Here is a 21,924-nt window from a genome sequence, read left to right as displayed (position 1 = left end):
GACTACCAGCATTTGGGCACGCCTAGCAAGACGTGCCTTCCGAGGAGCAACATTTCCGCCCGTGACGTTGCTCACACCGCCGTAACGCCACTGGTCAGGCCCGACTTGCGGGCCTTGCAGCGCGGCGGGAGTCTGCCCGGGCCGGGCCTGCTCACTCGCGAAGGACGCGGCCCTCCATATGACCGACGTCGCTGGGCTCAATGCTGGTACGCCGGCGCCGAATCGTCAAGCACCGACGCCGCCGATGTGTACAACCTCGCCGGTTCGCTCCGTTATTCCACCCGGTTCTTCCACTCGGTCGTTCCACCCGACCGTTGCCCTGTCCGTTGCACGGCCCAGTTGCGCCGCCCGATTGCGCCGCCGATTGCGCGCCGCCGGGTTGTTCCGCGTGTTGTTCCCCGCCCGGTCCCCCGTCGGTTGTCGCGCTCGGGACGCACCCGCCGATGACGGACGCCGGCGCAGATGGGGAGAACTCACCGTCGGTGCCGGGAGATCGGGCGGAACGGTTCGACGGGGGCCGCGTCGTATCTGCAGCGAGGTGGTCAGCGACCGCCTCCCGCCACAAGGGGCACATACGCGGGAAACCGAATAGCAAACGAGGGGAAACCATCATGAACCGCTTGGCTCGCCGCATCGTCACCGCCGCCACCGGCGTGGCAGCAGCCGCTGCCATCGGGGGCGTCGCCATCGCCACCGCCGGCTCAACCGGAACGGCTTCGGCTCCGACGAGCACCGCGGCAGCGGCCGTCCAGCCGCAGAAGTTCGCCGGCATCTCCGTCTCTCCCGAGGTCACCATGGCGCCGGTGGCGCCGGACCCTGACAAGGCGGGGGTCCGCATGAACGGTGACTTCGTCGGCTCGCTGCCGACGCTGAAGCTCGGGCACAACGGTGAGTACGTGATGGCACTGCAGGTGGGGCTGAAACTGCAGGGTTACGAGCTCGACGGCACCGGATACTTCGGCATCGTCACCCAGGAGTCGGTCAGCGACTGGCAGAGCAAGAACGGCCTGCAGCCGACCGGCGTCGTCGACACCCCGACCTGGGAGACCCTGGTCAACGGTGACATCACCACCAAGCCGGCCAACCCGCAGCTGTCGCCGGGCCAGGCCTGGAGCGACAGCAGCTGTGAGCTGCGCGGTCAGATCGCCCAGCTCGGTGAGCTGCTGGACGGGGTGACGAACCTGAACGAGCAGTCCTGCCTCGACGAGGGTTCCACCGATGTCTACGAGAACTCCGAACTGCAGGTGGTGAAGAACCTGCAGAAGCGTTCCGGCATCAACCCTTCGGGCATCATCGGCGAGCGCACCACCAACGCGATCTACGTCGCGAGCGTGCTCTACTCGTCAAACTGCAACTGCGGCTAAGCTTTTCGCGGTTCGGCAGCGGGTTCGGCAGCGGCTCGGTAGCGAGCCGCACCGACCCAGCCCCGGTAGTCGCAAGCGCAGCAAAGTCGTTCAGGCCCGGCCGGTTTCATCCGGCCGGGCCTGACTGCTGTCCGCGGACGGGTGCCGGCTTGCAGGCTGTTCTTGGGGCTGTACTCAGGGCAGTTCGCAAGGCTGGTGTCGAGTCTGTTGTGGAGCCGATCCGAGCGAATCCGGGATCCGACGCAACCTGCGGGCGGCCCCGGCGTCATGTCCGCAGAGGGTGGTCGTCGGGGTCACCCACTCAGCATAGGGATCATCATCATGAACAGCTTGACTCGCCGAATCGCCACCGCCGCAACAGGTTTCGGTGTCGCCGCCACCATCGGTCTTGCCACCGTCGCCGCCGCTTCCGGATCGACAGCGGCGGCCGCGCCGGCGGCGCCGAAGTCCGAGCGCGTCGTCTCCGCAGCGGTGGCGCCGGCCGCACAGGTACAACAGTTCACCGCAGCCGCGTCCGCCGATACCGACCGCAGCGCGTTCGTCCGTTCGCTACCGGCAGTGCGCGAAGGGCAGCGCAACGAGTACGTGCTGGCGCTGCAGGTGGGGCTGAAGTTGCGCGGCTACGGGCTCGACGGGACGGGGTATTTCGGGCCGGCCACCAAGGCCGCGGTCAGCGACTGGCAGCGCAAGCACGGCATCACCGCCTCCGGTCTGGTGGGCGTGCAGACCTGGAACAGCCTGGTCGGCTCGCCGGTCTCAGCGAAGCCCGGCAACCCCCAGCTGTCTCCCGGTGGCACCTGGACGTACGCCTCCTGCGACCTCCGCAGCGGCATCGCCGAGCTGGGCGAGCTTTTCGGGACGTCGGCCGGCCTCAACGTGCAGTCGTGCCTGGACGAATGGTCGCGCGCGCCCTACCGCGGCGCCGAGGTGACGGCGGTCAAGGCCATCCAGTCGCGGGCCGGCATCAACCCGTCCGGGATCGTCGGCGAGCGCACCACCAACGCCATCCACGTCGCGAGCGTGCTGTACTCCTCGAACTGCCGCTGCGGCTGAGTGTGCTCCGACCAGCAGCGAGCGGGCCCGATCGATGATCGGGCCCGCTCGTGTGTGTGTGCTGTCTGGACGCTACTGCTGCGCCGGTTGTTGCCGTTGCAACGCCTGCCGCACCAGCTCGGGGTCGGGGTTGGTCGCGGCCTTGCCGTCGACGACGACGGTGGGCACCGTCTCGTTGCCGTTGTTGACGCTCCGGACGAACGCCGCCGCGTCCGGCTCCTCCCAGATGTTGTGCCACTCGGCGCGGTCCGCGAGGTCGCCCAGGGTCTCGATGAGCTGGTGGCAGTACGGACACCCGGGACGCCAGAAGATCTTGACAGCGCCGTCCGCGCCGTCCGCGCCGTCCGCGCCGTCCGCGGCGTTCGCAGCGTCCGGCGTCGGCCCGGCTGCCGTTGGCTCGGTCACTGGTTCGCCGCGGCCTTGCCGGCGCGCACCTTGTCGCCGAGGTAGGAGTCGCCCACCGCCACGGCGCCGCCCAGCGCCGTCGCCTTCAGCACCTTCGGCAGCGGGATGAGCTGGGCCAGGTGTCCGAGCACGGCGCCGATGCCGATCCAGCTCGCGGTGCCAACCGCCAGGTTGCCGTACTTGGTGATCTCGTCGGTGGGCGCGTCCGGCTCCGCCGCCTTGGGATCCTTGAACGTCATCAGCGTGTAGTGGCTCGGCTTCTTGTCCGGCTCGACGGCAAAGCTGCCAAGGTAACCCGCGGCAACGGCGCCGGTCCGGACCAGCCGGCTGAACCGGTTGTGACCTGGCACCAACATTGCGGCGGTGACGCCGGCTCCCCGCACGATCGAGGGGGTCGTGACCTTAACTTCCATGGCGCTGTGCTCCCTTTCGGCCGATCAGCGCGTCCTCGCGCTGAAGATCGTTTCCAGCCTAACCGGCGCCGTCGCGCGCAGCCCGACCGCCGCTACCGACCGGGGCTTACCGCCTCGGTGCCCGAAACACCCTGCGTTGGTGTCGATGTCGGAGTTGTGCCCGCCGACCGAGCCGGGCCCACCGATCGCCCCAACGTCAGCAGCGGCACCGACACCAGCATCAGCACAGCGGTCAGGGCATGCACGGCCAACGCGATGACCACGCTGCCGTCGTGCACGAGCACGTTGATGGCGTCGCCCAGCGGAATCAGTGTCGTCGCGCCCATCACCACTGAGGCGGCCGCCGACCGCCGGGCGGCCAGCTGGTCACCATCACCGTCGATGACGTGAACGCGGCGCGGCCCCAACCGATACCGATACCGGAGCCGGAGCCGGATGCCGCCCCCGGTGCCAGGTGCCGGTCCGGTGCCGGGTGCCGGGTGCCGGGTGTGCGGTCCGTCAGCGAAACCCGTTACGGCACCGGCACATCGGCCGGCGCTGCGATCAGCGAAGGGCCTGGCCGGCCCACAGCGCCGGGTCGCCGTTGCGCACTCGTCCGGGCCGCTGCACCGCGCAATCCAACCCGAAGTACACCTCGCCCGCCCGGCGGCGGTAGGTGGCCAGCGCCGCCATCAGCCGCCGGTCGCTGCGGCCGCCGGCGCCGATGTCAATGACCGCGCAACGCGGGATTCGGCCGCGCACCCGCAGCACCGCCTCGCCCAGCTGCACCAAGGCGCCGGGAACCGCGTTGCCCAGCCGGGGCGACTCCCCTGCCGTAACCCCGTCGTCGACGGTGATGGTCGCCCGGAAACGCCAATCCTCTTGCGCCACAGCGGGATCGCCCACCCGTTCCGCCAGCTCGACCAGGTCGGAGGTGGTGACGACGGTGACGGCGCCGCCATACACCACGTCGCCGGCCGGGGCGGCCGCGAGCACCACGTCGGTGCCGAGATAGTCGGACATCGCGGCGGCATGCCGCGACCGCAGCAGCCGGAGCTTGGCAACGCGTCCCCAGTAGTCCGCGGCAAACTCCGCGCCGGGGGTCAGCTGATCGGAAACGACGCTGCCGTCGGGGAACCTCAAGGTCAGCAACGGTTCTCGCCACTGGGCCCGCACCGCCACCAGTGCCGGATTGGCGATGGTGTGCAACACCCTGGAACGGTCGGCGGCACAGAAGGCGAACCGCCGGTCGCCGTCCGGCCCACTGCCGGTGATCGCCAGCTCGGCCAACTCGGTGTGCCGTGTCCCCTTGACCGCGGCCAGCCCGAGCCGCCGAACCGTGCCCGACGGCAGGTGCGGCGCCGCGGATCGGTGCGGCGCTGCCGCCGGCGGCAACGGTGACGGTGACGGGAACGCCGGGGGCAGTGACACCGGGGACGACGGTTGGGAAGACATCGCGGCCACCGTAACCGACTCCCGGGCCGAACCGAACTCGTCACCGGCGCCACCAGGCACCCGCGCCGGATTCAGCACCAGTGACAAACGTGGCCCGATCTACGGTCGTGACGGCCGGATTCGGCCCGCTTCTGTCGGTGGTGCTGAATTCACGATCAGCACTTCACGATCAGCACATTCACCGTCGACAAACTCACCGTCGACACACTCACGGCCGGCCAGCAGCCCATCGCAAGGCCTGAAACGACAAACGCCGAGGGCGGACTCCCGTGTGGGAGTCCGCCCTGGGCGTTGCTACTGCAGTTGACCTGCTGGTGCACCGTTGCGGGGCGGCCGAGCCGCCCGCAGCGGGTGCTTACTTGACGGTCGCGGTGGCGCCGGCCTCTTCCAGCTTGGCCTTGGCGGCGTCAGCGGCAGCCTTGTCGGCCTTCTCCAGCACCGGCTTCGGGGCGGAGTCGACCAGGTCCTTGGCTTCCTTCAGGCCGAGGCCGGAGACGATCTCGCGGACCGCCTTGATGACCTGGACCTTCTTGTCGCCGGCAGCCTCGAGGATGACGTCGAACTCGTCCTGCTCCTCGGCAGCGGCCTCGCCGCCACCGGCGGCACCAGCGGCACCCGGGGCGGCGGCAACCGCGACCGGAGCGGCGGCGGTGACGCCGAAGGTCTCCTCGAACTGCTTCACGAACTCGCTCAGCTCGATGAGGGTGAGCTCCTTGAACGCGTCGAGCAGCTCTTCGCTAGACAGCTTCGCCATGATGGCATTCCTTCCTGCTGTGTCCCGCCCCAGATTCTTTGCGGGACAGGTGGTTTGTGGTGGTGTTCGCGCCGGCCATCGGTAGCCGGCCGCGGTGGTTCAGTCCTGCTTGTCTTCGGAGGCGGCTTCCGGCGCCGCCTCGGCGGCACCATCGGCGTCGGCCTCGGCAGCCGGAGCCTCGGTCGCCTCCGCGGCCGCGGCGTCGGCAGCCGGCTCGGCGCTCTCGCCGGCCTCTGCCTTCTTCTCCTGCAGGGCCGCGGCGAGGCGCGCCACCTGCGAGGGAAGCTGGTTGAACATGACGGCGGCCTGGCTCAGGCTGGCCTTCATGGCGCCGGCCAGCTTGGCCAGCAGCACATCGCGCGACTCCAGGTCGGCGAGCTTGTTCACCTCGGTGGGGTTCAGGACCTTGCCGTCCATCACCCCGCCCTTGATCACCAGCAGCGCGTTGGTCTTGGCGAAGTCGCGCAACGCCTTGGCGGCGTCGACCGGTTCACCGTTGACGAACGCGAGCGCGGTGGGGCCGTTGAACAGTTCCAGCAACCCGTCGACACCGGCCTCGGCGGCAGCCCGGCGGACCAAGGTGTTCTTGGCGACCGTGTAGCTGACGTCGTTGCCCAGCGACCGCCGGAGCTGGGTGAGCTCGGACGTGCTCAGCCCGCGGTACTCGGTGACGACGGTGGCGGTGGCATTGCGGAACCGCTCGGTGATCTCCTTGACCGCGGATTCCTTTGCGGGAGTGACCATCTGCGCCTCCTTCCTCGAAACTCGTGAGACTCTTCGGAAATCTGTGCATCCGGAGCACCGGATGGAGTTCACCGAGTTGCGCCGGGCACAAAAAAGCCCCGAGCGCAGGCGCACGGGGCTTGACAACGCACCATCCGCGGCCGGCATCGAGCCGGGCGGTGGTGCGTGAGCTACCTCGTCCTCCTGCGTTGGTCGCCGGAACCTGACGGTCCCGGACCTTCGTTCTGACCGCGTCCGGGATCCGGGCGCAGCAGAAAACCGACGGTCTTCGGTGGATTCGCAGTTCAGCGTACGCGACCGCGGTCGCGCTCACCAAATCCGCTCACCGCTCCGGACTCACCGCACCGGACTCACCGCACCGGACTCACCGCCCCAGGGACTCACCGCGCCAGAGCCCGGCGCACCGGAACCCGACGCACGCCGGGCCCGACGCGAGCACTGCCCGCGCCGGACCGCGCGTCAGTCGCTGTACACCGCTGCGGCCGGCGGGGCCGTGATGGAGACCGGCGGGTTGAACGCGTCAACGGTGAACGTGAAGGACGACTGCTGCCCACCGGTCAGCGTTGTGGTCTGGGTGGTGCGCAGCCAGCGGTGGTCGGGCAGCATCCAGAAGTCGATCACCAGCGACGTGATCCCGTTCACCTGCTCCAACCCCGAGCTCCCGGACGCCTGCTCGATCAGCTTGAGGTCCGCCGTCTCCCGGTAGTGGGTGGTTTGCTGGCCCGAGATCTCTTCGGTACCAATACGTTCCACCTTGGCCGGCACCTCCTGCGGGAGCAGGAAGGTGTCGGACTCGTTCAGCTCGAAGGTCGGCAGCACCGATTCGGCGAGCTGGGCGACCACGCTGTTCTTCGACTCCCGGCGCAGCTGCGCCCAGGTCTTGCCGGCGGGCAGCTTGAGTTCCGCGAGCAGCGGGCCGTCACCGGTCATGAACACCTTGCCGTCCACCTGCACGGTGCGGGCGCCGACCCCGGCGATCTCCGAGCGGTAGTCGGAGGCGACGATGCGTCCCTTGTCGAGCTTCCGCTGCACGGTGCCGCCGGTGGTCTGCGCCCCGTTGTTCTGCTCGAGGGTGCCGCTGAGCGACGTCAGCGCCTGCTCGGCGGCGGTGGCCTGCCGCGACCACTCCTTCATCTCAGCGGCGCTGAGCTGAGTGCCGCGCTCGACACTCTTGGTCGGGACGGCGGTGGTCGCCGGGGTCGGTTGCTGCACCGTTGCGGTCTGCGAGGTGCTGGTCGGGCTGGGCGTGGTGACGCCGGGTGTCGGGCTCGGCGGGTCGTTGGTGGTTCCCGGGTCGGTTGCGCCGGCTCTCGTTGAGCCAGTGGACGGCGTCGCCGTACCGGTGACGGCGGTGCCCTCCGATGCGGTGTCGGTGGCGTCGGCGCCGGTGCCCTCCGATGAGGTGTCGGTGGCGTCCGCCCCGGTGCCGGCAGATCCCTGTGGTGCAGTGGCATCACCGCCGATATTGCCAGAGCCGGTGTCGGAACCGGTGCCGTTGGAGCTGGTCGCGCCGGGCGGCGGCGAGCCCACCTCGGCAGTCCCACTGACGGTTTGCGCGCAGCCGGCGAGCAACACCCCGGCCGCGATCATCCAGCTGGCCGCACGGGCGGAACGCGAGAGGCTCATGCCTCCATCATCCCTGCCCGCGTCCGCTGCGTCACGGACGGTACGGCGGGCCGGAGAACGCCGAAAGCCCCCGGCGGGGTGCAAGGGGCTTTCGGTGAGTCGAGGTGGTCGTCCGGTCGGCTGCCGTCGGGACGAGCCGCGACGGGCTACTGCTGATCGCTAGTGTCGCCGTCGGCGCCGGCGGTGAGCAGGTTGCGGGTGACGCTCGGGTCGACCGGAATGCCCGGCCCCATGGTGGTGGAGACCGCGATCTTCTTGATGTAGCGGCCCTTCGCCGCGGCCGGCTTGGCCCGCAGGATCTCGTCGAGCACGGCGCCGTAGTTCTCCACCAGGTGCTCGGTGGAGAACGAGGCCTTGCCGATCACCAGGTGCAGGTTGGCGGCCTTGTCGACGCGGAAGTTGATCTTGCCGCCCTTGATGTCGGCCACCGCCTTGGTGACGTCGGCGGTGACGGTGCCGGTCTTCGGGTTCGGCATCAGACCGCGCGGGCCCAGCACCCTGGCGATCCGGCCGACCTTGGCCATCTGGTCCGGGGTGGCGATGGCGGCGTCGAAATCCAGCCAGCCACCCTGAATCCGCTCGATCAGGTCGTCGCTGCCGACCACGTCGGCGCCGGCGGCCTCGGCCTCGGCGGCCTTGTCGCCGACGGCGAAGACGACGACGCGGGCCGTCTTACCGGTGCCGTGCGGCAGGTTGACGGTGCCGCGGACCATCTGGTCGGCCTTGCGCGGGTCGACGCCGAGCACCATGGCGACCTCGACGGTGCCGTCCATCTTGGTGCCGGAGGTCTTGCGGGCCAACTCGGCCGCCTGCAACGGGGTGTACAGCTTGTCGCGGTCGATCAGTTCGGCCGCGGCGCGATAAGCCTTGCTGCGCTTCATGTTTGTCTCCTCGTACTGCTTGATGATGGATCCCGTGGCCATGCCGAGCCGCGGGTGGAGGTCGTGGTAGCGGACCGAAGCGGGCCCTCCCACTGGTGGCGCCGGACCAGAGCCGGCGCCCGGTGTTACTCCTTGACCGTGATGCCCATGCTGCGGGCGGTGCCGGCGATGATCTTCGCGGCGGCGTCAACGTCGTTGGCGTTCAGGTCGACCTGCTTCTGGGTGGCGATCTCGCGCACCTGGTCCATGGTGACGGTGGCCACCTTGGTGGTGTGTGGGGTGCCGGAGCCCTTCTCGACACCGGCGGCCTTCAGCAGCAGCTTCGCGGCCGGCGGGGTCTTGAGCTTGAAGTCGAACGAGCGGTCTTCGTACACGGAGATCTCGACCGGCACCACGTCGCCCCGCTGGGACTCGGTGGCTGCGTTGTAGGCCTTGCAGAACTCCATGATGTTGACGCCGTGCTGGCCGAGCGCCGGGCCCACCGGCGGGGCCGGGTTGGCCTGGCCGGCCTTGATCTGCAGCTTGATGATCGCTGCAAGCTTCTTCTTCTTGGGAGGCATGTGACTCTCTTCTTCTGGGGCTTACCTGCTGGGTTGGTGCTGGGCGCGGCGCCGCGAGCGGCACGGCACTGCGTCCTTCGGTGGTGCTGGGGCGGGTCGGATCCGGCGCGCTTGCGCACCGAGATCGGTAACGCTGATCCGCGCCGGGCGATTCCTGCGGCCGGTGCCGGGCGACGCGTCACGGTCCGGCTCGGCGCAGCCGTCGGCGCGGCGGATCGCGCAATCGACCCCAAGCATGGTACCGCCTGCGCCGAGGCCTGTGCACCGCCCGCGGCGGCCGCCGGCGCGGGCGCTAGAGCTTGGAGACCTGCGAGAAGCCCAGCTCCACCGGCGTCTCCCTGCCGAAGATCGACACCAGCACCTTGAGCTTCTGCCCGTGGGCGTCGACCTCGCTGATGGTGGCGGGCAGGGTGGCGAACGGGCCGTCCATCACGGTGACCGACTCGCCGACCGAGAAGTCCACCTCGGTGCGGACCGGCTCGCCCTCGGACGTCGCAGCGGCGGTACCGGCCGTCGCGGCCGCCTTGGGCGCCGCCGGCGCCAGGATCTTGACGACCTCGTCGATGCTCAGCGGCGACGGCCGTTGCGCGGTGGCGCCGACAAACCCGGTGACGCCAGGGGTGTTGCGCACCGCGCTCCAGGACGCGTCGGTGAGCTCCATCCTGACCAGGATGTAACCCGGATACACCTTGCGCTGCACCTGCTTGCGCTGGCCGTTCTTGATCTCGGTGACCTCTTCGGTCGGCACCTCGATCTGGAAGATGAAGTCCTCCATATCCAGCGAATGGATACGGGTCTCGAGGTTGGCTTTCACCTTGTTCTCGTAGCCGGCGTAGCTGTGCACCACGTACCAGTGACCGTCGGCGGCCTTGAGGCTCTCGCGCAGTTCCGCTGCCGGGTCGCCCTGCTCGTCGTCGGCGGGAGCTTCGGTGTCAGCTTCGGTAGCAGCCGCGTCGGACCCGTCCTGCTCGGTCTCGGTTTCGGTCTCGCTGGCCTGGGCGGACGCGCTGTCCGGCTCGCTGTCCGACGTGCCCTCGGGCGCGGTCTCGGTGCCGGATTCGGTTTCGGTGCCGGATTCGGTTTCGGTGCCGGACTCGGCTGCGGTTCCGGAGTCGGCAGTGTCGGTGCCCGCGACGGCATCGGTGTCGGTCTCGGCCTGCGGATCGTCGACGACATCGGCCGGGTCTGCCGCCTCGGCGGCCGCGGCGGCCTGCTCATCGCTCAGCACCGCACCGGTGAACTCGGTGCCGGCGGCCGGATCGAAGCCGTCGCCGGAGATGGCGTCGGCGTCGCGCGCGGTCACCGCGGCGTCGGGGGTGGCTTCGCCTTGGGGGCTGGACACTGTCTTCTCACTCCTCATGTGGACACTCATGCGCAAAACACTGAGCCGAAAGGCTCCCCTGACGGCGTGGGATCGGCCCACTGCGCTGCCGTCGCCGCGGGGGCGGTTCAGACGTGGCGTAGCCGGATCAACCGAAGATCCACAGCACGCCCTGCGCGAACAGTGCGTCGAGCCCGTAGACCAAGGCGACCATCACCACCACGAAAACGATGACGACCGTGGTGTACGTCAACATCTGTTTCTGGTTCGGCCAGAGCACCTTGCGGAGCTCGGCAACGACCTCGCGGAAGAACAGCCGGAGCCGGGCGAACCAGCCGAGATGATCGGTGTCGTCCGAGTCCCGCGACGCGGTCGCGCGACCCTTCTTCTCGGTGACGCCGGTCCGGGTGATCTGCGATCGGCGGGCGGCGGCTCGAGCCGATCCGGCGGCACCGACGCCGGCACCGACCAGCGCGGGATCGTCACTGTCGGTGCCCTCAGCGTTGTCGGCGTTGTCCCTGCCGTCACCGACGGCGTCGTCACCGGTGTCGGCACCATCGGTGTCGTCGCCGGCGCGGCGGGCGGCACCGTCTTCGGCGCGGGCACGACGACGGGCCCGGCGCTTGCGCCCGGCTCCCGCTGCTGCTGTTGCGTCGTCGGACGGGTCCTCGGCCAGCTCAGGGTCCTGCACCGTTACCTCGTCGGCGCTGACCTCGGTCACCGAGCCGTCGGGGTTGGTCACCAGCTCGGTGTCCGAATGCTCGGAGATCGACAGGTCAGCGGCGTCGGCGGCCGAATCTGCCGGCCGGTCTTCGGCACCGAAGCCAGGCCTGCCGCGGTCGGCGGTGTCGTCAGCGCCGGCGTTGCCCGCCTCGCCGAAGCCGTCCGGCTGGTCGGCGCGGTCGGTGCCGTCGTGCTCGTTGCTCACACGTCTCCCTTTGCTCACCTGCGTCGGTGCCGCTGTGCCCGACGCCCGTGGTACCCGTCACTGCCGTTGGCCGTCCGGCGGTCTGGACGGGGCCGGCCGTCGGCGTTGCACCGCTCGGCGACCGACGTTCGCCGCTACCGCGAAGGCTGACCTCCGGGTGCGGAGCAGGGGCGACAGGACTTGAACCTGCAACCTGCGGTTTTGGAGACCGCTGCTCTGCCAGTTGAGCTACGCCCCTCTGCTACTACTGGTACTGCTGTCACTACTGGTACTGCTGACCTGCTGGTACTGCACCTCGCCTGCCACTCGGCCGCACTGCATTTGCTGCACTGCGTTGCCCGCGGCCTGAGTCGCCGGCCTGAGGTCGCGTGTGCGGTACGGCCGCCAGGTCACCCTTTCGGAGCCCCGACACGCGTCCGGGATGTGCTCGCCGCCTGATCAGACCGCTCGGCGGTGCTGGCGGGCAGGCTTCAGCACACCCCAGATGGTCAAGTGTAGGCCACCGCCCGACGCCCTGACGAATCCCGTCACCGGATCCGCCCGTGCGCGGCGTCCTGCCCGGCGCCGTCCCGCTCCGCACCCAGCAGTCCGCACCCAACAGTCCGCAGGCCGGGCGGCCCCGCATCCCGGGGGACGCCTTACCCCGCACCGACCAGATTCAGCATCAGCGACAGAACCGGGCCATTTCCGACCGGATCGAGCCGGAAATCACTCACTGCTGCTGGTGGTGCTGAATGTTCGGCGGCGGCACGCTCAGAGATCGTCAACGCCCCCGCGTCTGAGAAGCGGCTGGGAAGATGGAGCAATGACCGAAACCGGGCAGCCGATGCCCGCACCCAGCCCGGCATCCGCCGCAGCCGACACCGCTGCGGCCTCCGGCGGCCGGGTCTCGGCCCGGGTCGGCGGCATCGCCCCGTCGGCGACCATGCGGGTGGACTCGATGGCCAAGCAGCTCAAGGCCGCCGGCCGGCCGGTGATCAGCTTCGGCGCCGGCGAGCCCGACTTCCCCACCCCGGGCGAGATCGTCGAGGCCGCCGTCGTGGCGGCGCGCGACCCGGCCAACCACCGCTACTCCCCCGCGGCCGGGCTGCCAGAGCTACGCGCCGCGATCGCCGCCAAGACGTTGCGCGACAGCGGTTTTGCCGTCGACCCGAGCCAGGTGATGGTGACCAACGGGGGCAAGCAGGCGGTGTACAGCGCGCTCGCGACGCTGCTGAATCCCGGTGACGAAGCGCTGCTGCCGGCGCCGTACTGGACCACCTACCCCGATGCGGTAGCACTCGCCGGCGGGGTTGCGGTGCCGGTGCTCGCCGACGAGCGAGCCGGCTATCAGGTGACGGTCGAGCAGCTGGAGGCGGCCCGCACCGAGCGCACCAAGGTGCTGATCTTCTGCTCTCCGTCCAATCCAACCGGCGCGGTCTATCCGCCCGAGCAGGTCGAGGCGATCGGCCGCTGGGCGGTGCGGCACGGGGTTTGGGTGCTCACCGACGAGATCTACGAACACCTGGTGTACGACGGCGTCAGCGCGGTGTCGATGCCGGTGGCGGTGCCGGAGCTGGCGGACAGCTGCGTCGTGGTGAACGGCGTCGCCAAGACGTACGCGATGACGGGCTGGCGGGTGGGCTGGTTGATCGCGCCACCGGACGTCGCGCGGGCCGGCATCAACCTGCAATCACATCTGTCGTCCAACGTCGCCAATGTGTCCCAGCGCGCCGCGCTGGCCGCGGTCGCCGGATCTCTGGACGCGGCGGAGCGGATGCGGCTGGCTTTCGATCGGCGCCGCCGCACCATGGTCGAGCTGCTCAACGAGATCCCCGGTGTCGCCTGCCCTACGCCGCAGGGTGCGTTCTATGTATATCCATCGATAAAAGCTTTGCTAGGCAAAAGCTTTCCGACCACCGATGGCGGGCGGGCGACACCGACGAGTAGCGCGGATCTCGCTGAGCTGCTCCTGGACAGTGCCGCGGTGGCCGTCGTCCCCGGTGAAGCCTTCGGGACCGCTGGCTACCTGCGACTGTCCTACGCACTGGGTGACGATGACCTGCGCGCCGGTGTTCAGCGCATGGCTGCCCTCCTCGGCAAGGCACGCTGACCAACCGGCCATCTCACCCAGGCGCGACTATCTGCGCACGACGTAGGGCGCCGGCTGGCCGTCCTTGCCGCGGACGTCGTAGTGCGCCATCCCGTCCCGCTTTTGCCAACCCCTTGAGGTGAACATTTTCACCACCAACGGGGGATTACATCCATCTGGTTGGTTACTTTCAGTAGTATCTGTTCTACCGTTAGTCCGAATGAGCGATAAGGACTCACCATCGCTGGACGGCCGCGTCCGACCGAACGTCGGTGCGGTGGGCCGCGGGGCAGGCCACCATCGCAGCAGAGTCAGCAGAGTCAGCACCGTCAGCAGAGTCAGCACCGTCAGCAGAGTCAGCACCGTCAGCAGAGTCAGCAGACCGGCCATCGGCAGCGGCGCACGGACCTGGCTGGTTCGGGCTCGACCGGAGCCGAGCCAGCCGGGTTCAACCGCCTGATTCACCTGCGGGGTACCCGCGCGAGTTCGAGCGGCATCGGGAGCCCCAGTACACAGAAGCTGGCCGGGTCGGCGCCCCGAGCGCCACCCCAGCGTGCGGTCCAGCCCGGCGGCAGACGACCGGACAGCGGGCTACAGGCGAACGGTGGCGCGAGCCTTGCCGAGTACCGTCTGGCCGTCGAAGGTCGCGGTGAGATCGACCCGAGCGGTGCCGGCGGCGGGGTCGATGGCACCGACCTTGCCGGTGATCTCGATGTCGGCGCCGTCGTGATCGAGCGAGCCGGCCGCATCGGTGACGACGACGGGCCGGGTGAACCGCACCCCGTAGTCGATCAATCGGCTCGGGTCGCCCAGCCAGTCGGTGACGACGCGGATCGCGGTGGCCATGGTGAACATGCCGTGGGCGATCACGCCGGGCAGCCCGACGGAGGCCGCGAAGGCCGGGTTCCAGTGAATGGGGTTGAAATCGCCGGACGCGCCGGCGTAGCGCACCAGGGTCTCGCGGTCGACGTGCACCGTCAACGGCGGAAGTTCGGTGCCGACCGACACCTCGGCCGCGGCGGCGCTCATCCGGACGATCCGGTGGTCGATCCGGCTGGCTCCCGGCTGCCGTGGTCTTCGGGGCGCTCTGAGGTTTCGGCAGCTCGCGACACCAACATCGCCCGGCCGGTGACGACGGGTTCGCCGTCGGCACCGGTGATGTCGGCGCGCAGGGTGATCATGTCGTTGCCGGCGACGTTGCGGATCTGCTCGATCTCCATCACACAGGTCAACTCGTCGCCGGCGACGATCGGGCGGTGGTAGCTGAAGCTCTGGTCGCCGTGCACCACCCTTGAGTAGTCGAGGCCAAGTTCGGGATCGAACAGCACCACTTCTTGGGTGCGGTTGATCACCGCAAAACTGAAGGTCGGCGGGGCGACCACATCGGCGAAGCCGGCGGCCCGCGCCGCTGCCCTGTCGTGGTGGATCGGCGCGGTCTCGCCGACAGCATCCGCGAACTCGCGGATCTTCTCGACGCCGACGGCGTAGCTTCCGGGCAGCGGAAAACGGCGTCCGACGAAAGACGCGTCCATGGGCACGACGGCGGGCCGGGTGCGGAACTACTAGCGGGTTTCTTTGTGCACCCGGTGGGTGCCGCAGTTCGGGCAGAACTTCTTCAGCTCGAGACGATCGGGGTCGTTGCGGCGGTTCTTGCGGGTGATGTAGTTGCGGTGCTTGCACACCTCGCAGGCGAGGGTGATCTTCGGGCGAACGTCGGTGGCGGCCACGGTGGCGTGCCTCTTTCTTGCGGTCTGTCGGGCTACTACGAGTGGTGGCACCACCCGCGGGCGGAGAGTCCGCCCGGCGGGCGGTGGTGGTAGCGGTGGCCGGACTTGAACCGGCGACACAGCGATTATGAGCCGCTTGCTCTACCGACTGAGCTACACCGCCACGAGCTGGGCTGGTGCCACCGCCGGTGGCTGCTGCCCAGTTCAGAACAATGGCCGCGGCCCATGCTGCATGGCCACGGCCGGATTGTCCCGAGCCCCTTTACGGAATCGAACCGTAGACCTTCTCCTTACCATGGAGATGCTCTGCCGACTGAGCTAAAGGGGCGCGCTGAGATGACGCTCTCAACGGGCGTTGACCACGATACAGCACCGGTCAGCGTCGGCTAAATCGCCTGTTGGGAGCCGGCAGCACGGCGCCGCCCAGGCCGGTGTCCGACCGCCGGGCAACCGGTGTCCAGCCGCCGGGCAACCGATGCCGGGCCGCCACCCGGCCCCAATCGGACCAGGCGCTGTCGCGGCGGGTCCGCTCGGCGGGCCGGGTGCAGGTCAGCTCACCGGCGCTGCAGTCACCTGGAGTCGACCTGGACGTTGTCCAGGTAGTAGATGCCGCCGTAGTACTTGGGATCGCCGGTGGTGAAGGTCAGCGACGAGAACTGCCCGGCGTTGCCGGCGCGGGCCGAGGTGGTGAACTTCTCGCCGTTCAACTCCAGCGTCGCCGACGTCGCGTCGGCGGTGATCCGCATCGGCACGTAGGTGCGGCCCGGGATGAGCTTGCTGACGGTGCCGATCCTCTGCCAGGCCGCGCCGTCCCAGGCCTGGATCTGCTGCGGCGCCGTTGTGGTGGCCTGAATGATCTGGAACTTGACCTCGGGGGTGGCGGAACCGTCGCCGCCGGCGGTGTTCAGTTCGACGGTGAACGGTGCCCGCGGATCGCTGGTGCCCCACTGCATCCGCGCGTCCACCGTGCCGGTGGGCGCGCCGAGCGGCCGGGTGATGGTGGCGTTCTGGTCTTCCCACTTGTCCCACAGCCGCAGCGCGGTGGCCGACTGGTAGCCGCCGAAGTCGCTGTAGCCGACGTTGTCAGGAACATCGGTGATCCACGAGTTCTTGGCCGCTGTCCAGCCACGCGGCACCTCGAAGGCCGGGTCGTTCTCGAAGGTGTCGATCGAGTCGGCGTACAGCTCGAGTTCGGTGACGGTGGTGTTGGCGCCGCGCGCCCCGGTGATCCGAACGTATTGCGCCGTCGTGGTTTTGACCTCGTCGTAGCGCATGGCGCGGTCCTTGGTGTTGGTGCGGGTCACGACGGCACGACCCCAGTTGACGCCGTCGGACGACAGCTGCACTGTTGCCGACTGGGCCTGCCCGTGGCCCAGCATCAGCCCGATCCGGTTGATCGGGTAGGCCTTGTCGAGCTTGATGGTCATGCTCGGCGCCCTGGCTGTTGTCGGCTGCAGCACGGCTTCGGCTCCTGGCGCGGAGCTGCCGTCGAACACGCCCTCGGGACGCTGTTCGGGGAAGGCAGGGTCGGCGGGTGCGAAGTCGCCGCTGAAGGTGACGTTCTTGTTGTGCGCCAACGTGTTCAGGTCGAGCCGGCCGACGCCCTTTGTCACCACGCTGAGGTAGGTGGCGGCAATGCCGAACTGCTGGTTGTACGCGCCGCAGCCCCACATGTGGCACTGGTCGAAGAACTGGATGGTGCGGTTGCTGGCGACGTTCTCCAGGCTGGTGTTGCCGCTGGTGCCGTCGTACCGGCCGTTATTGGTGTCCGACGGATAGTTGGCGAACACCGTGCGCTGCACGTCCCAGGTGCTTCCGGTGCCGTCGTACGAAATCAGCGCTCGGACGTCCGGCCGACCGGTGGCCAACAGCAGGATTCCGTTGGGCTGCAACACCAAATCGGGGAAGATGCCCTGCACATGTTTGCCGTCGGGCCCGAGCAGCTGAGTCAGATTGGTCCACGTCTTGCCGTCGTCGCTCGAGTAGCTGTAGAAGAGCATGTTCGGGCTGGGGGCGCCGCGGACCACCGCCAGCAGCCGGCCGTCGGCGACGTAGCTCCAGCCGACCTCGTTGACGCCGCCGACCGCCTCGGCGCCGCTGATGGTCGATCGCAACGTCCAGTTGTTGCCGCCGTCGGTGGACTGCAGGATGATCGACGATCCGTAGCGGTCGCCGACAAAGGCGCCGTAAGCCGGCACCATCAGTGTGCCGTCGGGCAACTGCATCGGGCGTCGATGCACCCGCAGCGACACCATCCGCTTGCCGCCGGCCGGGAACGTCACCGGTGCGTCCTGCGTCGTCCAGGTCTTGCCGTCGGCGGAGCGGCTGACCTCGATGGTGAGCGGACGGGTGCCGCTGGCGGCCTTCGGGATAAACCCGATGGCGAGCTGCGACCCGTCCTGCAGCCTGATCATGTTGATGGCACTGACCGGATAGTTGTGCTCACCTTTCATGTAGGTGATGCCGGAGTCGTCGGAGAAGAACATGTCGGTCTGGGTGGCGGCGGCGGCGACGTCGGCGTTGGCCCCGCTGGACACGTTGATCTTCTTCTTGGTCCACCCGTCGGGGGTGACGTAATTCCGGGAGAAACTGGAAGCCACCGCCGATGCGGCACCGGGCCCCCAGTTGTAGACGTTCCACTGCGGGCCGACACCGTAGGTGGAGGTACCGGGTGATTCCCCGTCGCCGGCGGCAAACTCGCTGCCCACCAACGGTAATGAGCCCGTGCCGGCCGTCAGCGACGGCCCGGCCAAGTTCAGCCCACCCATCACCAGTACCGCGACACCGAACCCGGCGGCGGCACCACGCGCCTGCCAGCCCAGTTTGTGTGCGGTGCTCTTCTTGCGGGAGTGCATACCCATGGCGACCTCCGGGTCAGGGCCGCCAGAGCCCGGGCGTCAACCGAACGACGGCAGCGTCGAGGAACAGATGAAACCTGGTTCCAGGAACGCTAGGCAGGCGGCGGGCCACTGTCAATGCCCCTTCCGGGGGCCAGCACAAGCCCCACGGCAAGCTGCGGGGGTCATCGCCCCGCGTCCCGTCCGCGGTCGCCGGAGGAACCGCAGGACTCCGGGCCAGCGGGCACCCGCCCCTTGCCAGGTTTTCTGAAAATGGATTTCACAAAATCGTTGACATGCCTAACGTATTCGGTTTCGATCGAGGACGAGAGGCCGCGGGGCCGGCCCGCTACCTCCGACGAGGGAAAGGGAGCCGCAATGTTGCAGCAGACCTCACACCGTCTCGGCAGTACAGCACCACATGCGCGTGGTCGCCGATGGGTCACGTCTCGACATGTGATCGGGCTGGTTGCTCTGTGCGCCACCGGATTCGCCGGCGTCGCCGCGGCAGCACCGGCGCCGTCGCCACCGGATGTCCTCCGCAACAACCTGATCTGGAACGGCAGCTTCGACGTGGCCAATTCGGCCGGCCATCCCCTCGGGTGGGCCGTCGAGGGCAACGAGAGCGGGGTGAACGTGGTCAACCGCAGCGCTTACCGCGGCACCGGCCTCACCTCGCTGCAGATCGTCGACGACAGCGCGTCCTCCGGGATGACCGTCACCAGCAAGCGGGCGGTCGCGGTGCCAGGCACCAGGTACACGCTGAACTGGTTCCAGAAGTCAGAGAAGGGCAAAGCGGGCACATCGCCGTCGGTGCACCTGCAGTTCTTCGCGATGTCGCCGCCTTCACCGCAGACCCAGGGCCCGATGATCGGGGATCAGACGCTGCAGCCGACGGCCAGTGAGGACGGGCAGGAACTGGAGATCTCCGCGATCGCCCCGGAAGGCACCGTCCAGGTGCGGGTGCAGATCGTCTCGGACGACCCGACGATCGGCAACACCCACTTCGACAACTTCCGACTCAAGGAAGAGGGCATCGCCTACGACCCGAAGGTGGACAGCGACCGCGAGCTGTTCCTCGACGACTACCGGATCGAGTCCCGCACCGACATCGGCCGGGTGATCCACCCCGCCAAGAAGTCGCCCACGCCGTTGATCCAGGCCGACAAGCCGTGGGAAAAGACCGTCTACACCTACGGTTCGGTGATGCAGCCGGAGGACTCGAAGACCTATCGGATGTACTACACCTGCTTCACCCCCGACAACCGATACGGACTGTGTCTGGCCGAGAGCCGCGATCTCAAGAAGTGGACCAAGCCGAACCTCGGCCTCATCGAGTACGACGGATCGACCGCCAACAATCTGGTCGGCATCAACAAGGGCAACCACGTGGCGTACAACCCCGACGCCCCCGCCGATCGACGTTACGCGATGCTCGCCTTCAACCAGGGGCCGGCCTTCGGCTACTACCTGCTCACCTCGTCGGACGGGCTGCGGTTCACCCTGGCCGACTCGAAGCCGGTGCTGCCCGGCGGCGACGTGGTCGCCCTGACCTACAACGCCGAAGACGATCTGTACGTCGCTACCTACAAGGATCGGCTGTTCCAGTCCGACACCCCTGGCACCTACGACCGATCCGCCTTCATCTCCACCAGCAAAGACCTGAAAACCTGGACCGCGGAAACCCTGGCGGTCAGCGGTGAGGTGGCCGACGACGCCACCGCCTACGAACTGGGCGGGGTGGAGACGCAGATCTACGGCATGCCGGCCATCAAGTACGAGAGCCAATACATCGGCATTCCGTGGGACGTTCAGCTGACCGGTTACGACTACGGTGAGTACGCGCAGGCCGGCGACGGCCCGGTGGTACCAGGCATCGCCTCCACCCGCGACCTGCTGCACTGGGACCGGATGGCCCGCGGCCCGATCATCGAGCCGAGCGATCCGGGCGCCTGGGACGACGGTGCGCATTACACCGCAACAACTCTCAACGTCACCAAGGACACCGTCGAACTGTTCTACGGCGGCTTCAACACCGGCCACGGCGGCTCCTCCATCCCCGGCTACCAGAAGGCCAGCGTCGGCCTGGCGACCTGGCGCCGGGACGGCTGGGTGTCGATGACCAACGCCGCCCGCGACGGGCTCGGCAACCCGGGAACGATCGTTACCAAGCCACTGGCGTTCGGCGGAGACTCGTTGTACGTCAACGTGAACACCAAGCGCTACGGCGGACAGGTCACCGTCGACGTGCTGGACGCCGGCACCGGCGAGCCGATCCCCGCGCTGTCCGGGAACAAGGCGATCCCGGTGCGTGGTGACCACACCGCGGTCCAGGTGAAGTGGCGCGGGTCCTCGCTGAAGAACGTGCAGGGACAGCAGATCAAGCTGCGGTTCAACGTGACCGGAGCGGACCTGTACTCGTTCTGGTTCCAGGACTGACTCGCCGGTAGCTCCCCGCAGCTCGGTGAGCGCCGGTGGGCGCCGCGCTGGTTCCGGCCGGCGCCCACCGCCAACCGCGCATCGTCGTCCTGGCAGTTCCGGTCCGCCGGCCTCACGGCGGCAGCGGGCGCGCGTCCGGATGACCGGCGGGTTCGCTGACATGCAGTACCCGGTACCGAGTGGTGTCGGCCTCGCTCGCCGGCGCTGCCAAGGCGGCATCGCCCGCGCCGGCCGAAGCACCCGATGGCCAGGCATCGGCACCGCGGGCAGTCGTTCGGATCAGCACGGCACGCCACGCAGTGACATCGATACCTGTTGCCGTCCAATGCATCTCGTCGTCGCCACTGCGCACCTCGGCGCGCATCCACTCCGCGACGCCGGCCGGGTCGACGTCGGGCGCCAGCAGCCATTCCCGCAGCTCCAAGGTGTCGACCCGGGCGGCGGGAAGACCGCCACGACGAGCCGCCACCGGCAGCCAGGTGCGCACCGACGGCCGCCCGAAATCGCTGACGATTCCAGCGAAACCACCGCCGCCGTAGTGGAAATGTGCGGCCGCGCGGGTACTGCCCCACAGATAGAACGGGGCATAGCTGTTGATGGCGGCGCCGTCCACTCCGCGCTCGGTGACGGCATAGGCCTTGACGGTCAAGCCGTCTCGGTGGTCCAGGGCAGCACCGCGGTCGCACACGCGGCGGCGGATGATGTCCATGTCGTAATCGGCGGGCAGACCGATCGGGTATTGGGCGAGCAAAGCTACCCGCTCGGTGCCGGCGCCGGAGATCAACACGACGCGGCCTTGATCAGCGCGACCGCACCGGCTACCGCCCGGTCGAACGGAACCGGTGATCCCTCCGCGCGAGCCAGCACGTACCCGCCCTGCACCACGGCAAGGACGGTCTCCGCCAACTCGTCAGGGTCGACGTGCTCTGGCAGCTCCCCCGATGCCACCCCCTCGGCGGCGGCCGCGGCGGCCAGCCCGCGGAGCTCGGCGAAGGTCTCGCGCAACACCGCCGCCAGTTCTGGCGTGTCGAGTGCCTCGGCGTCCTGCGCCATGCGGCCGACCGGGCAGCCACGCAGCACCTCGCGGCGGCGGTTGAGGTAGCCGATCAGTCGTTCGCGGGCACTGCCCGCGCCTGCCAGGCTGCGCCGGGCGGCGGCAAGGGTGCGCTCGGCGTTGTCGGCGAACGCGGTCGCCGCCAGGTCGGCCTTACCGGTGAAGTGGTGGTACATCGAGCCCTGTCCGACCTCCGCCCGCTGCATGATGGCCCGCGGGCTCATCGCCGCGTAGCCGCGCTCCCAGAGCAGCTCCCTGGTGCTGTCGATCAGTCGAGTTCTGGCGTCGGCATCGCTCATGTCGTACATACTAG

21 protein-coding genes and 3 tRNA genes are annotated in these 21,924 nt (G+C 68.8%); 4 read left to right on the top strand and 20 right to left on the bottom strand.

Translation table 11 applies throughout. From position 1 onward, the window contains the following. The first annotated feature begins 611 nt into the window (after positions 1 to 611). On the top strand, positions 612 to 1,364 hold the full coding sequence (locus HKD39_RS05280) for a peptidoglycan-binding domain-containing protein (RefSeq protein ID WP_171198749.1): 753 nt from the start codon (positions 612 to 614) through the stop codon (positions 1,362 to 1,364). 321 nt (positions 1,365 to 1,685) lie between these two features. Beyond that, complete coding sequence (locus HKD39_RS05275; RefSeq protein WP_171198748.1) at positions 1,686 to 2,417, top strand: peptidoglycan-binding domain-containing protein; 732 nt, start codon at positions 1,686 to 1,688, stop codon at positions 2,415 to 2,417. A gap of 72 nt (positions 2,418 to 2,489) precedes the next feature. Here the strand turns inward: HKD39_RS05275 and HKD39_RS19315 are convergent, their stop codons facing one another. The 12 genes from HKD39_RS19315 to HKD39_RS05215 all read right to left on the bottom strand — a co-directional run bounded on the left by HKD39_RS19315 (position 2,490) and on the right by HKD39_RS05215 (position 11,721). Continuing rightward, positions 2,490 to 2,822 (bottom strand): glutaredoxin domain-containing protein, encoded by a 333-nt coding sequence (locus HKD39_RS19315; RefSeq protein WP_171198747.1) that lies wholly within the window; start codon positions 2,820 to 2,822, stop codon positions 2,490 to 2,492. After that, the gene (locus HKD39_RS05265; protein ID WP_171198746.1) at positions 2,819 to 3,235 is read right to left on the bottom strand and encodes a hypothetical protein; all 417 of its coding nucleotides are present in this window, start codon (positions 3,233 to 3,235) and stop codon (positions 2,819 to 2,821) included. Before HKD39_RS05265 ends, HKD39_RS19315 begins: the two co-directional genes overlap by 4 nt. Positions 3,236 to 3,327: 92 nt before the next feature. Further along, positions 3,328 to 3,642: a DUF4267 domain-containing protein gene (locus HKD39_RS05260; RefSeq protein WP_171198745.1), complete on the bottom strand. Its 315-nt coding sequence runs from the start codon at positions 3,640 to 3,642 to the stop codon at positions 3,328 to 3,330. A gap of 136 nt (positions 3,643 to 3,778) precedes the next feature. Beyond that, positions 3,779 to 4,669, bottom strand: coding sequence for an MOSC domain-containing protein (locus tag HKD39_RS05255; RefSeq protein ID WP_171198744.1), 891 nt, complete (start codon positions 4,667 to 4,669; stop codon positions 3,779 to 3,781). A 355-nt stretch (positions 4,670 to 5,024) separates the two neighbouring features. Beyond that, entirely contained in the window at positions 5,025 to 5,423 is a 399-nt protein-coding gene (gene rplL, locus HKD39_RS05250) for a 50S ribosomal protein L7/L12 (RefSeq protein ID WP_171198743.1), read from the bottom strand. 99 nt (positions 5,424 to 5,522) lie between these two features. Next, a complete protein-coding gene (gene rplJ / locus HKD39_RS05245) occupies positions 5,523 to 6,167 on the bottom strand; it encodes a 50S ribosomal protein L10 (RefSeq protein ID WP_171198742.1) in 645 nt (214 codons plus the stop codon). 459 nt (positions 6,168 to 6,626) lie between these two features. Continuing rightward, complete coding sequence (locus HKD39_RS05240; protein WP_171198741.1) at positions 6,627 to 7,793, bottom strand: hypothetical protein; 1,167 nt, start codon at positions 7,791 to 7,793, stop codon at positions 6,627 to 6,629. A 146-nt stretch (positions 7,794 to 7,939) separates the two neighbouring features. Then, entirely contained in the window at positions 7,940 to 8,674 is a 735-nt protein-coding gene (gene rplA, locus HKD39_RS05235; RefSeq protein ID WP_171198986.1) for a 50S ribosomal protein L1, read from the bottom strand. Positions 8,675 to 8,799: 125 nt separating this feature from the next. Further along, positions 8,800 to 9,234, bottom strand: a complete 435-nt coding sequence (gene rplK, locus HKD39_RS05230; protein ID WP_171198740.1) for a 50S ribosomal protein L11 — start codon at positions 9,232 to 9,234, stop codon at positions 8,800 to 8,802. Between the two features lie 292 nt (positions 9,235 to 9,526). Further along, positions 9,527 to 10,462 (bottom strand): transcription termination/antitermination protein NusG, encoded by a 936-nt coding sequence (nusG, locus tag HKD39_RS19310; protein WP_425488423.1) that lies wholly within the window; start codon positions 10,460 to 10,462, stop codon positions 9,527 to 9,529. A 241-nt stretch (positions 10,463 to 10,703) separates the two neighbouring features. Next, entirely contained in the window at positions 10,704 to 11,483 is a 780-nt protein-coding gene (secE, locus tag HKD39_RS20755) for a preprotein translocase subunit SecE (RefSeq protein WP_425488415.1), read from the bottom strand. A gap of 165 nt (positions 11,484 to 11,648) precedes the next feature. Beyond that, positions 11,649 to 11,721: transfer RNA gene (locus HKD39_RS05215), tRNA-Trp, on the bottom strand. Between the two features lie 588 nt (positions 11,722 to 12,309). On the opposite strand from HKD39_RS05215, the gene HKD39_RS05210 reads away from it, so the two are divergent. Next, positions 12,310 to 13,575 carry an aminotransferase class I/II-fold pyridoxal phosphate-dependent enzyme gene (locus HKD39_RS05210; protein ID WP_171198983.1) on the top strand — a complete coding sequence of 422 codons (1,266 nt, stop codon included), beginning with the start codon at positions 12,310 to 12,312 and terminating at the stop codon, positions 13,573 to 13,575. 570 nt (positions 13,576 to 14,145) lie between these two features. Here the strand turns inward: HKD39_RS05210 and HKD39_RS05205 are convergent. The 6 genes from HKD39_RS05205 to HKD39_RS05180 form a co-directional block, all read right to left on the bottom strand. Next, positions 14,146 to 14,583 (bottom strand): MaoC family dehydratase, encoded by a 438-nt coding sequence (locus tag HKD39_RS05205; RefSeq protein ID WP_171198739.1) that lies wholly within the window; start codon positions 14,581 to 14,583, stop codon positions 14,146 to 14,148. Next, entirely contained in the window at positions 14,580 to 15,092 is a 513-nt protein-coding gene (locus HKD39_RS05200) for an FAS1-like dehydratase domain-containing protein (protein WP_171198738.1), read from the bottom strand. The genes HKD39_RS05205 and HKD39_RS05200 overlap by 4 nt, the downstream gene beginning before the upstream one ends. Positions 15,093 to 15,116: 24 nt before the next feature. Further along, positions 15,117 to 15,281 carry a 50S ribosomal protein L33 gene (rpmG, locus tag HKD39_RS05195; protein WP_171198737.1) on the bottom strand — a complete coding sequence of 55 codons (165 nt, stop codon included), beginning with the start codon at positions 15,279 to 15,281 and terminating at the stop codon, positions 15,117 to 15,119. Positions 15,282 to 15,368: 87 nt separating this feature from the next. Continuing rightward, a tRNA-Met gene (locus HKD39_RS05190) sits at positions 15,369 to 15,444 on the bottom strand. A gap of 92 nt (positions 15,445 to 15,536) precedes the next feature. Further along, positions 15,537 to 15,609, bottom strand: a tRNA-Thr gene (locus HKD39_RS05185). Positions 15,610 to 15,850: 241 nt separating this feature from the next. Beyond that, on the bottom strand, positions 15,851 to 18,142 hold the full coding sequence (locus HKD39_RS05180; protein WP_171198736.1) for an exo-alpha-sialidase: 2,292 nt from the start codon (positions 18,140 to 18,142) through the stop codon (positions 15,851 to 15,853). A gap of 432 nt (positions 18,143 to 18,574) precedes the next feature. Here HKD39_RS05180 and HKD39_RS05175 point away from each other — a divergent pair, with 432 nt between their 5' ends. Next, on the top strand, positions 18,575 to 20,557 hold the full coding sequence (locus tag HKD39_RS05175) for a glycoside hydrolase family protein (RefSeq protein ID WP_171198735.1): 1,983 nt from the start codon (positions 18,575 to 18,577) through the stop codon (positions 20,555 to 20,557). A 112-nt stretch (positions 20,558 to 20,669) separates the two neighbouring features. Here the strand turns inward: HKD39_RS05175 and HKD39_RS05170 are convergent, their stop codons facing one another. Both HKD39_RS05170 and HKD39_RS05165 read right to left on the bottom strand, forming a co-directional pair. Further along, positions 20,670 to 21,344 (bottom strand): DUF4865 family protein, encoded by a 675-nt coding sequence (locus HKD39_RS05170; RefSeq protein WP_212753990.1) that lies wholly within the window; start codon positions 21,342 to 21,344, stop codon positions 20,670 to 20,672. After that, entirely contained in the window at positions 21,338 to 21,910 is a 573-nt protein-coding gene (locus HKD39_RS05165; protein ID WP_212753988.1) for a TetR/AcrR family transcriptional regulator, read from the bottom strand. The genes HKD39_RS05170 and HKD39_RS05165 overlap by 7 nt, the downstream gene beginning before the upstream one ends. Positions 21,911 to 21,924: the final 14 nt, after the last annotated feature.

The organism is Nakamurella aerolata, from assembly GCF_013002705.1.
In the GTDB taxonomy this organism is placed as follows: Bacteria; Actinomycetota; Actinomycetes; order Mycobacteriales; family Nakamurellaceae; genus Nakamurella; species Nakamurella aerolata.
Note: the sequence above shows the minus strand (reverse complement) of the source record. Positions and strands in the feature narration are given on the sequence as shown.

What these genes read in the sequence shown, in the direction of transcription:
- HKD39_RS05240 (WP_171198741.1), bottom strand. Translation starts at nt 7,793, where the DNA reads ATGAGCCTCTCGCGTTCCGCCCGTGCGGCCAGCTGGATGATCGCGGCC.
- HKD39_RS05205 (WP_171198739.1), bottom strand. Translation starts at nt 14,583, where the DNA reads ATGAGCGCCGCCGCGGCCGAGGTGTCGGTCGGCACCGAACTTCCGCCG.
- HKD39_RS05265 (WP_171198746.1), bottom strand. Translation starts at nt 3,235, where the DNA reads ATGGAAGTTAAGGTCACGACCCCCTCGATCGTGCGGGGAGCCGGCGTC.
- HKD39_RS05165 (WP_212753988.1), bottom strand. Translation starts at nt 21,910, where the DNA reads ATGAGCGATGCCGACGCCAGAACTCGACTGATCGACAGCACCAGGGAG.
- rplK (WP_171198740.1), bottom strand. Translation starts at nt 9,234, where the DNA reads ATGCCTCCCAAGAAGAAGAAGCTTGCAGCGATCATCAAGCTGCAGATC.
- rplA (WP_171198986.1), bottom strand. Translation starts at nt 8,674, where the DNA reads ATGAAGCGCAGCAAGGCTTATCGCGCCGCGGCCGAACTGATCGACCGC.
- HKD39_RS05255 (WP_171198744.1), bottom strand. Translation starts at nt 4,669, where the DNA reads ATGTCTTCCCAACCGTCGTCCCCGGTGTCACTGCCCCCGGCGTTCCCG.
- rplL (WP_171198743.1), bottom strand. Translation starts at nt 5,423, where the DNA reads ATGGCGAAGCTGTCTAGCGAAGAGCTGCTCGACGCGTTCAAGGAGCTC.
- HKD39_RS05180 (WP_171198736.1), bottom strand. Translation starts at nt 18,142, where the DNA reads ATGGGTATGCACTCCCGCAAGAAGAGCACCGCACACAAACTGGGCTGG.
- HKD39_RS05275 (WP_171198748.1), top strand. Translation starts at nt 1,686, where the DNA reads ATGAACAGCTTGACTCGCCGAATCGCCACCGCCGCAACAGGTTTCGGT.
- rplJ (WP_171198742.1), bottom strand. Translation starts at nt 6,167, where the DNA reads ATGGTCACTCCCGCAAAGGAATCCGCGGTCAAGGAGATCACCGAGCGG.
- HKD39_RS05210 (WP_171198983.1), top strand. Translation starts at nt 12,310, where the DNA reads ATGCCCGCACCCAGCCCGGCATCCGCCGCAGCCGACACCGCTGCGGCC.
- HKD39_RS05280 (WP_171198749.1), top strand. Translation starts at nt 612, where the DNA reads ATGAACCGCTTGGCTCGCCGCATCGTCACCGCCGCCACCGGCGTGGCA.